Here is a 7,223-nt window from a genome sequence, read left to right as displayed (position 1 = left end):
TACAGCAGGACCGAGCCGAGGAAGCCGAACGCCATCRTCAGCTTCGGATAATACGTGTCGAATTCCGTGTACAGCGCGGTCTTCGGCGCCGAGTAAACCGTCGTCCAGGTACGACCGTGGAAATCCAGTGAAAACGTTGTCGAAAAATTCGCGTCGCGGCCGGCCAGCGGTGGCGCCGGATTTGCGCTGCTGCCATGGCTGTCGAACAGCACGCGTGGAGTGCTTCCCGTATCTTTCCCATGGATATCCAGACCGGGACCGATGTCGTACAGGGTCATGCGCAATCCCACGATCGGCACTTCATCCATGACGCCATGCAAAAGCTTCGGGACGCTGAAGGCAATGCCGAGGGAGCCCACGTAGGCTGCACGGCGCCGGGCCACGGTGTCGAGGCCGGCGCCGCTGTAATAGATGGGCATGCGCATGCCCAGATGGATATCGTTTGGCCGGGACAAGGCCTGGATCTGCGTACCGGAGGCATAGACTGTGCCTGCGTCACGGGATTTGTCCAATTGCGTGCCGAAATAAGGGTTCGCCAGCAGATCGATACCGTAATGTCCGGGACTGGGCACGTCGGGTTCGATGTACGACACGACCAGATAGGAAGCGCGCCGACCTGGCGGCATGATGTCCAGCGAGTAGGCTGACGTGACGTGGCCCTGCAGCTCTTTTCGCAGTTCCCCGAGGAAGATGTCACGTCGATCATCGGTCACGTGTGCTGCAAAATTGACCGAATCGACTGCCGGGAAATTCTTGCTCAAATTCAGACCGGCCACGTACTGGTGCAACTCGCGATGTGTGATGGCCTCCATGCTCTGGAGCGTGCTGCCGGTCGACTGCAGCAGATCGTTATACGACTTGATCCRGACGCTGATCACGCTCTGCGCATATCTCGCGTGATTGTTGAAGCGCTCGGAAGCATTGCTTTCGATCGAACGTGCCGTGACGATGTACAGCATGCTGCCAACCAGCGTCGACAGCAGGGCGCCGGTCCAGAACGAGAACCGGGTAACGGAAAACGCGTCTCTCAGCGTCGTCGACATGAGGTTCCGCAGGCAGGCATGATATTTTAACTTATTGCAACTTACTTGTCTTGGACGTCGGCCGGACCTAGCAGTTCGGGGAGTTGCCGGGGCAGATCGCCGCTGGTTGTCCCGGCCCCGTCCAAAGAAAAGCCCGGCGCGCAGGCCGGGCTCGTGACGAAGCGAGGACTTACTTGCCCCAGCTGTCCTTGAGCGTCGTGACGCGGTTGAACACGGGTTTGCCCGGCTGCGAATCGACGCGGTCGGCGACGAAATAGCCGTGGCGCTCGAACTGGAAGCGCTGGTCCGGCGCGGCCTGGGCCAGGCCCGGCTCGAGATACGCGGTGACGACTTCCAGCGCGTTCGGGTTCAGCACGCTCATGAAGTCCTTGCCGCCGCCGTCCGGTTGCGGGTCGAGGAACAGGCGGTCGTACAGGCGCACCTCGGCTTCCAGGGCGTGCGTGGCGCTGACCCAGGTGATATTGCCCTTGACCTTGTAGTTGTCCGCGCCCGGCGTGCCCGATTTCGAGTCCGGGAAATAGTTCACGTGAACGGCGGTGACGTTGCCGGCTTCGTCCTTGTCGAACCCGGCGCACTCGGTCACGAAGCCGTACTTCAGGCGCACGCGCGAACCCGGCTTGTCGTCGACCGGCGGGGTGAAGCGGTGGTAGCCCTTGGTCGGCACTTCCATGAAGTCTTCCTGCTCGATCCACAGCTCTTTGCTGAACGGGAACGAACGGGTGCCCCATTCCGGATGGTGCGGGTGGACGGGTGCGCTGCACTCGACCGTCTCGCCTTCCGGGAAGTTATCGACGATCAGTTTCAAGGGACGCAGGACGGCGACGGCGCGCGGCGCCTTCGGGTCGAGGTCGTCGCGCAGGGCGCCTTCCAGCGTGCTCATGTCGATCCAGCCATCGGCCTTCGAGACGCCGATGCGCTCGCAGAACAGCTGGATGGCTTCCGGCGTGTAGCCGCGGCGGCGCAGGCCGACGATGGTGGGCATGCGCGGATCGTCCCAGCCGTTCACGACGCCCGTGTCGACCAACTGGCGCAGCTTGCGCTTCGAGGTGACGACATACGTCAGGTTCAGCCGTGCGAATTCGTACTGGCGCGGCACCGGGCGCTCGAAGAAGCCGCCTTCGGCCAGCGTCTCCACGAGCCAGTCGTAGAACGGGCGGTGGTCCTGGAACTCCAGCGTGCACAGCGAGTGCGTGATGCTTTCCAGCGCGTCCGAGATCGGGTGCGTGTAGTCGTACATCGGATAGATGCACCACTTGTCACCCGTGCGGTGGTGATGCGCGTGACGGATGCGGTACAGGGCCGGGTCGCGGTTCGTCATGATGGGCGAGGCCATTGCATCGTCGCTCATCTTCGCGCGCAGCACGTGCTCGCCATCCTTGTACTTGCCGGCCTTCATGTCACGGAAGATCTGCAGCGATTCGAGGGCGGGACGGTCGCGGAACGGCGAGTTCGTGCCCGGCGTGCCGAAATTGCCGCGGTTGCGCGACATGTCTTCGGCGCTCTGGCTGTCGACATAGGCCTTGCCGTTCTGGATCAGGTACTCGGCCATCGCATACAGCTGGTCGAAGTAGTCGCTGGCGTAATGCAGGTATTCCTGGCCGCCCTGTTCCCACGTAAAGCCCAGCCACTTGACGCTGTCCATGATCGTGTCGACGTATTCCTGATCTTCCTTTTCCGGATTGGTATCGTCGAAACGGAGGTGGCAGCGGCCCTGGTAGTCGCGCGCCAGGCCGAAGTTCAGGCAGATCGATTTGGCATGACCCACGTGCAGGTAGCCGTTCGGCTCCGGCGGAAAGCGCGTGATCACGGACGGCATGCCGGCACGCGTGTGGGTGCCCGAGGCGAGGTCGGATTCGACGATCGCACGGACGAAATTCGGCGACGGGGTAGCCGCCGCAGCGTTCTTGTCGTTACTCATGAAACCTATAAGGGACGGGTATGATTCCCGGCATTTTACCGTAGAAGACGCCATCCGGTCCGCTATGTGGTCAAGCGCACGGTTCGCGCAAAGGGCTGTCCGCATACTGGGTGACCGGTGTCCCGGGTCGCGATCTGTCAAGTTGGCGTTTTCTATAGGATAATCTCGGTTTAATGTTTTTTCGGCTATTGCCGTGCCGGAGAGTTCACAAGTGGAAAATCTATACGCGATCCTCGGCGTCGCGCCCAATGCCAGCGACGACGACATCAAGAAGGTCTACCGTTCGCTGGCGATGCGCTACCACCCGGACCGCAACCAGGCGCCCGGCGCGGAAGCGCGCTTCAAGGCTGTCACGAAGGCCTACGAGGTCCTGTCCGACCCAATCAGGCGGGCGGAATACGACCAGAGCGTGAACCACCGCATCGTGCTCGACGCGGAAAGCGAGGCCTTCGAGCTGTGGCGCTCGGTGTTCGCCCTGAATGGCGTGAATCTGGCCGCCTGAGCACACCCAACAGAATACGAGTCAATCATGAAAAAAGTACATCCGGAGTTCGCCTTCCAGTCGCGCGAGCTGGAAGGTCAAATCGAAGGCACCCTGGGTGATCCGCCCAACCGCAAGAACTACGACATGATGGTGCAGGCCCTCGTGTCCGAATACGCCAACGGCGACGGGCTCGACGACGTCAACATGATGGCGTTCGCGCTCGTCGACCGCATCCGCTTCACGGACCCCAAGGGCCTGATCCGCGAAGCCTGTGATTACGAAGGCGGCGACCCTGCCAAAGTGTTCGCGATGGCAAATTGTGACGGTAACGGCGGCGACGGCGACGACGAAGGTCGCGCGATGTATGCCGCTATCTGCGACAACTATCCGGAACTGGCCCGCCAGGCCATCGTGACGGCGTTCCTGTACAAGAACCAGGCCCGCTGGGAAGACGACGACCAGTCGCTCGACCAGCTCGCGAAAGACGACGAAGGCGACGACGACGAGCTCGACGAGACGGCCGCCGGCGACGACTTCACCCAGCTGTTCGACCAGGACGGAGGTGACCGCGAATGAGCGACGACAAGAAATCCAACCTGCCGGCGCTGACCAAGCAGGTCGGCGAACTCGTGCTGGCCGGTTCGCTGCAGCACGCCGAGGAGGCGTTGTCGCAGGCCGCCGACGAGCATGGCGACTACGCCGTGGCCGAGGTGCTGTCCACCTTGCCGCCGCAGGTGACGGCGCTGCACCTGGCCGGCTTCGACGGCGCCAAGACTTCGGTCGCCACGTTGCTCGTGCCGCCGAAGGCCTGGGCCGAAAGCCTCGCCTACCTGGCCGCCACGTGGCCGGACGACATGATCGAGGACGATCCCGAGCGCATCGCGGAAAACCTGTTCAACCACATCCACGGCATCGTCTACACGACGGATGACGAGGACCGCCGCCATGAGCTGCTGACGGAAGCGTCCGCCACCGACTATGGCGCGACGGCATTCGCCATCGTGTGGTCGCTGGCGCCGCGCGAGATCCTGGAAGTGGCGGGCGAGATCAACAACCGCGGTCCGCACATCAACGTGCACACGACGTCCGACAGCGACATCGTGCCGCTCGCGATCGATCTGGCCAAGGCCAGCGAGGACGGCTGGCAGCGCTCGCTGCTGGAACTGTTCCCGGAATACCGCAACACGGCCGACCTCGCGGACGTCGAGTTGCCGGACGACCCGGACGAAGAGACGGAATTCCAGCAGCGCGGCACGCGCGAACTGCTGCACCGCCTGCGCAAGCAGGTGCCATCCGTTCGCAGCCTGCAGCGCCGCAGTGGCCGCCGCAGCATGGGTACGGATATTTTCTCGTGACGGGAGCGAGCGCATCGATGCTGCCTGCCATCGTCATCGAAAGACTGCCCCGGCTGATCCGCGCGATCCGGCTGATCCCGCAACACGCCAATGCCGACGAGGCGGCCGGCCTGGCCGACGAACTGTCGGGCATCACGGCGATGGTGGCCGAGAAGTTCACCAACGACCGCACGGCCGAGGGCATCCAGCGCGCCTTGCTGCTGGCCGTCGGCGGCGTGTCGCTGGGCCTCGAGCATCTGGTCGAGACGGACGACGAACAGGGCGACCTGGACGCGCTGGACCTGTTGCTGGGCGAGGGCGCGGAATACGTGTTCCAGCAGGGCTTCCGCCTGATCCGCGAACTGGCGGCGCTGCCGGAGGACACGCTGATCGGCGAGTATGACAACGACCCCGTGTATTCGGCGCGCCGCCTGAAGGAGCTGTTCGTCGACATCTGCACGGCCGACCCCGGCGAGACGTGGTCCGGCTACGAGCGCTACCTGGGCCAGCTGAAGCAGCGCCAGGAGGTGCAGGGCGTCGTGCGCGCCGCGCAGTGGCTGCGCCGGCATCACTGGGAAGGCGGCGTCAAGGATCCGGACCTGAACGCGGAAGGCGTGATCGCGCTTGCGATCATCTTCGGCATCGAGGGTGGGGGCCGCATCGTCGCGCGCACGGGGCAGAAGGAATTCGAGCGCTTCGTCCAGGCGGTGCGCAAGGGCAAGCCCGACTTCGAGGCCGGCTGGGCCGCGCTGCTGGAGAATATTCCGGCGCCGCACCGGGCCATCGTCGCGGATCGCATCGACGCTTATCGCCACAGCACCTTGCTGCAGAATATCGCGGGCAAGGTGCCCATGAAGCAGTTGTTCGTGGAGCTTGAAAACTACGCCGGCTCCGAAATCGATGCTGAATATCCGTAGGGTGGACGGGTCCCCCGTCCACGCGTTCAACTACCGTGAAAGCGGACGGCACGGCTGTTCACAAGCTGGTTGAACGCGTGGGCACGTGGTGCCCACCCTACCCGAGACGCGGCTTGTCGTGGCCGTGGAAACGGGCCGTATGGACATGCCATCGCGCGTTTGCGGCTATCATCCCCGCATGTCGTCCCCGCCTCCCATCAGCGCCGCCAGCGCTGAATTCCGCCGCATCAACCGCGCCATGGTCTTCGGCGGCTTTTCCACGTTCGCCCTGCTGTACTGCGTGCAGCCGCTGATGCCGCTGCTCGCGCACGACTTCGCACTGACCCCGGCACAAAGCAGCCTCGCGCTGTCCGCCGCCACCGGCACCCTGGCCGTATCGCTGCTCGCGTCCAGCGTGCTGTCGGAACGCTACGGCCGCAAACCGCTGATGGCCGGGTCGATGTTCGCCGGCGGCGTCCTGACGTTCCTGGCCGCGTTCGCCCATGGCTTCGGCCAGCTCCTGCTGCTACGGGCGCTGCTCGGCCTGCTGCTGGGCGGGATGCCGGCACTCGCCATGGCCTACCTCAGCGAAGAAATCGAAGGGCCGTCGCTGGGCCATTCGATGGGCCTGTACATCGGCGGCAGCGCGTTCGGCGGCATGGCCGGGCGCGTGCTCGCGTCCGTCATCAGCGACTTTTGGAACTGGCGCGTCGCCGTCGGCTCGATGGGCGTGGCCGGCCTGTACGCGGCCTGGGAATTCAACCGCAGCCTGCCCGCCTCGCGCCGCTTCCGGCCGGGGCAGGGCGGGGTGCGCGCGCTCGTCAACGGCACGGCGCAGCACGTGCGCGACGCCGGACTGCCCTGGCTGTTCGCATTGTCGTTCCTGCTGATGGGCTGCTTCGTGAGCATGTACAACTACATCGGCTACCGCCTGCTGGCGCCGCCGTACGGCCTGCGCCAGGCGGCCGTCGGCACGCTGTCCGTGCTGTACCTGCTGGGCATCTTCAGCTCCGTCTGGGCCGGCAAGCTGGCCGACCGGCTGGGGCGCCGCAACGTGTTGTGGATCGTGATGTTGGCCATGCTCGGCGGCCTGCTGCTCACCCTGGCGCCTGGTGTCGTCGTCATCGTCGCCGGCATGGGGCTGTTCACGTTCGGCTTCTTCGCCTCGCATTCCGTTGCGAGCAGCTGGGTCGGCCGGCGCGCACGGCCGCCGCAGGCGCTGGCCTCGGCGCTGTACCTGTTCTTCTACTATCTCGGGTCGAGCGTCGTCGGCTGGTTGGCGGGCGTCGTCTGGGCGCATGGCGGCTGGCCCGGCGTCGTCGCCATGCTGGGCCTCGTGCTCGTGCTGGCGATGGGCGTCGCGCTGCGCCTGCGCGGCCTGGCGCCGTTGCAGCCTGCTCAGCCCGTCCAGCCCGCCGAAAGCGTGTGATACTGCTGCGTCGTCAATTCCGATAAATCCGATGCCGGGCATTCAGCTCGTCAATACGGTTCGTGCGCCCCCCGATTCCCAACAGGACTACCATGACGCTCCAGCCCCGCGTCTCAGGT

At 64.6% G+C, this 7,223-nt stretch carries 7 protein-coding genes; 5 read left to right on the top strand and 2 right to left on the bottom strand.

Translation table 11 applies throughout. The features are described from left to right. Both AC1DYX_RS09350 and AC1DYX_RS09345 read right to left on the bottom strand, forming a co-directional pair. Positions 1-1,043 (bottom strand): CHASE domain-containing protein (locus AC1DYX_RS09350; protein WP_477258540.1); only part of this gene is annotated, 1,043 nt, incomplete at its 3' end. Between the two features lie 169 nt (positions 1,044-1,212). Continuing rightward, a complete protein-coding gene (locus tag AC1DYX_RS09345) occupies positions 1,213-2,961 on the bottom strand; it encodes a glutamine--tRNA ligase/YqeY domain fusion protein (RefSeq protein ID WP_477258539.1) in 1,749 nt (582 codons plus the stop codon). Between the two features lie 211 nt (positions 2,962-3,172). Here AC1DYX_RS09345 and AC1DYX_RS09340 point away from each other — a divergent pair, with 211 nt between their 5' ends. The 5 genes from AC1DYX_RS09340 (at position 3,173) to AC1DYX_RS09320 (ending at position 7,104) form a co-directional block, all read left to right on the top strand. Then, positions 3,173-3,463 carry a DnaJ domain-containing protein gene (locus AC1DYX_RS09340; protein ID WP_477258538.1) on the top strand — a complete coding sequence of 97 codons (291 nt, stop codon included), beginning with the start codon at positions 3,173-3,175 and terminating at the stop codon, positions 3,461-3,463. Between the two features lie 27 nt (positions 3,464-3,490). Beyond that, positions 3,491-4,021 (top strand): hypothetical protein, encoded by a 531-nt coding sequence (locus AC1DYX_RS09335; protein ID WP_477258537.1) that lies wholly within the window; start codon positions 3,491-3,493, stop codon positions 4,019-4,021. Next, positions 4,018-4,800: a hypothetical protein gene (locus tag AC1DYX_RS09330; RefSeq protein ID WP_477258536.1), complete on the top strand. Its 783-nt coding sequence runs from the start codon at positions 4,018-4,020 to the stop codon at positions 4,798-4,800. The genes AC1DYX_RS09335 and AC1DYX_RS09330 overlap by 4 nt, the downstream gene beginning before the upstream one ends. 17 nt (positions 4,801-4,817) lie before the next feature. Next, the gene (locus tag AC1DYX_RS09325) at positions 4,818-5,696 is read left to right on the top strand and encodes a hypothetical protein (RefSeq protein WP_477258542.1); all 879 of its coding nucleotides are present in this window, start codon (positions 4,818-4,820) and stop codon (positions 5,694-5,696) included. Positions 5,697-5,874: 178 nt separating this feature from the next. Further along, a complete protein-coding gene (locus AC1DYX_RS09320; protein WP_477258535.1) occupies positions 5,875-7,104 on the top strand; it encodes an MFS transporter in 1,230 nt (409 codons plus the stop codon). Positions 7,105-7,223: the final 119 nt, after the last annotated feature.

Source organism: Massilia sp. P2_C2, from assembly GCF_056404615.1.
The sequence above is the reverse complement of the archived record's forward strand: the minus strand, read 5'-3'. Positions and strand labels throughout refer to the sequence as shown.

Excerpts from the sequence above, each read along its gene's own strand:
- AC1DYX_RS09320 (WP_477258535.1), top strand. The coding sequence starts at position 5,875 with ATGTCGTCCCCGCCTCCCATCAGCGCCGCCAGCGCTGAATTCCGCCGC.
- AC1DYX_RS09345 (WP_477258539.1), bottom strand. The coding sequence starts at position 2,961 with ATGAGTAACGACAAGAACGCTGCGGCGGCTACCCCGTCGCCGAATTTC.
- AC1DYX_RS09330 (WP_477258536.1), top strand. The coding sequence starts at position 4,018 with ATGAGCGACGACAAGAAATCCAACCTGCCGGCGCTGACCAAGCAGGTC.
- AC1DYX_RS09335 (WP_477258537.1), top strand. The coding sequence starts at position 3,491 with ATGAAAAAAGTACATCCGGAGTTCGCCTTCCAGTCGCGCGAGCTGGAA.
- AC1DYX_RS09325 (WP_477258542.1), top strand. The coding sequence starts at position 4,818 with ATGCTGCCTGCCATCGTCATCGAAAGACTGCCCCGGCTGATCCGCGCG.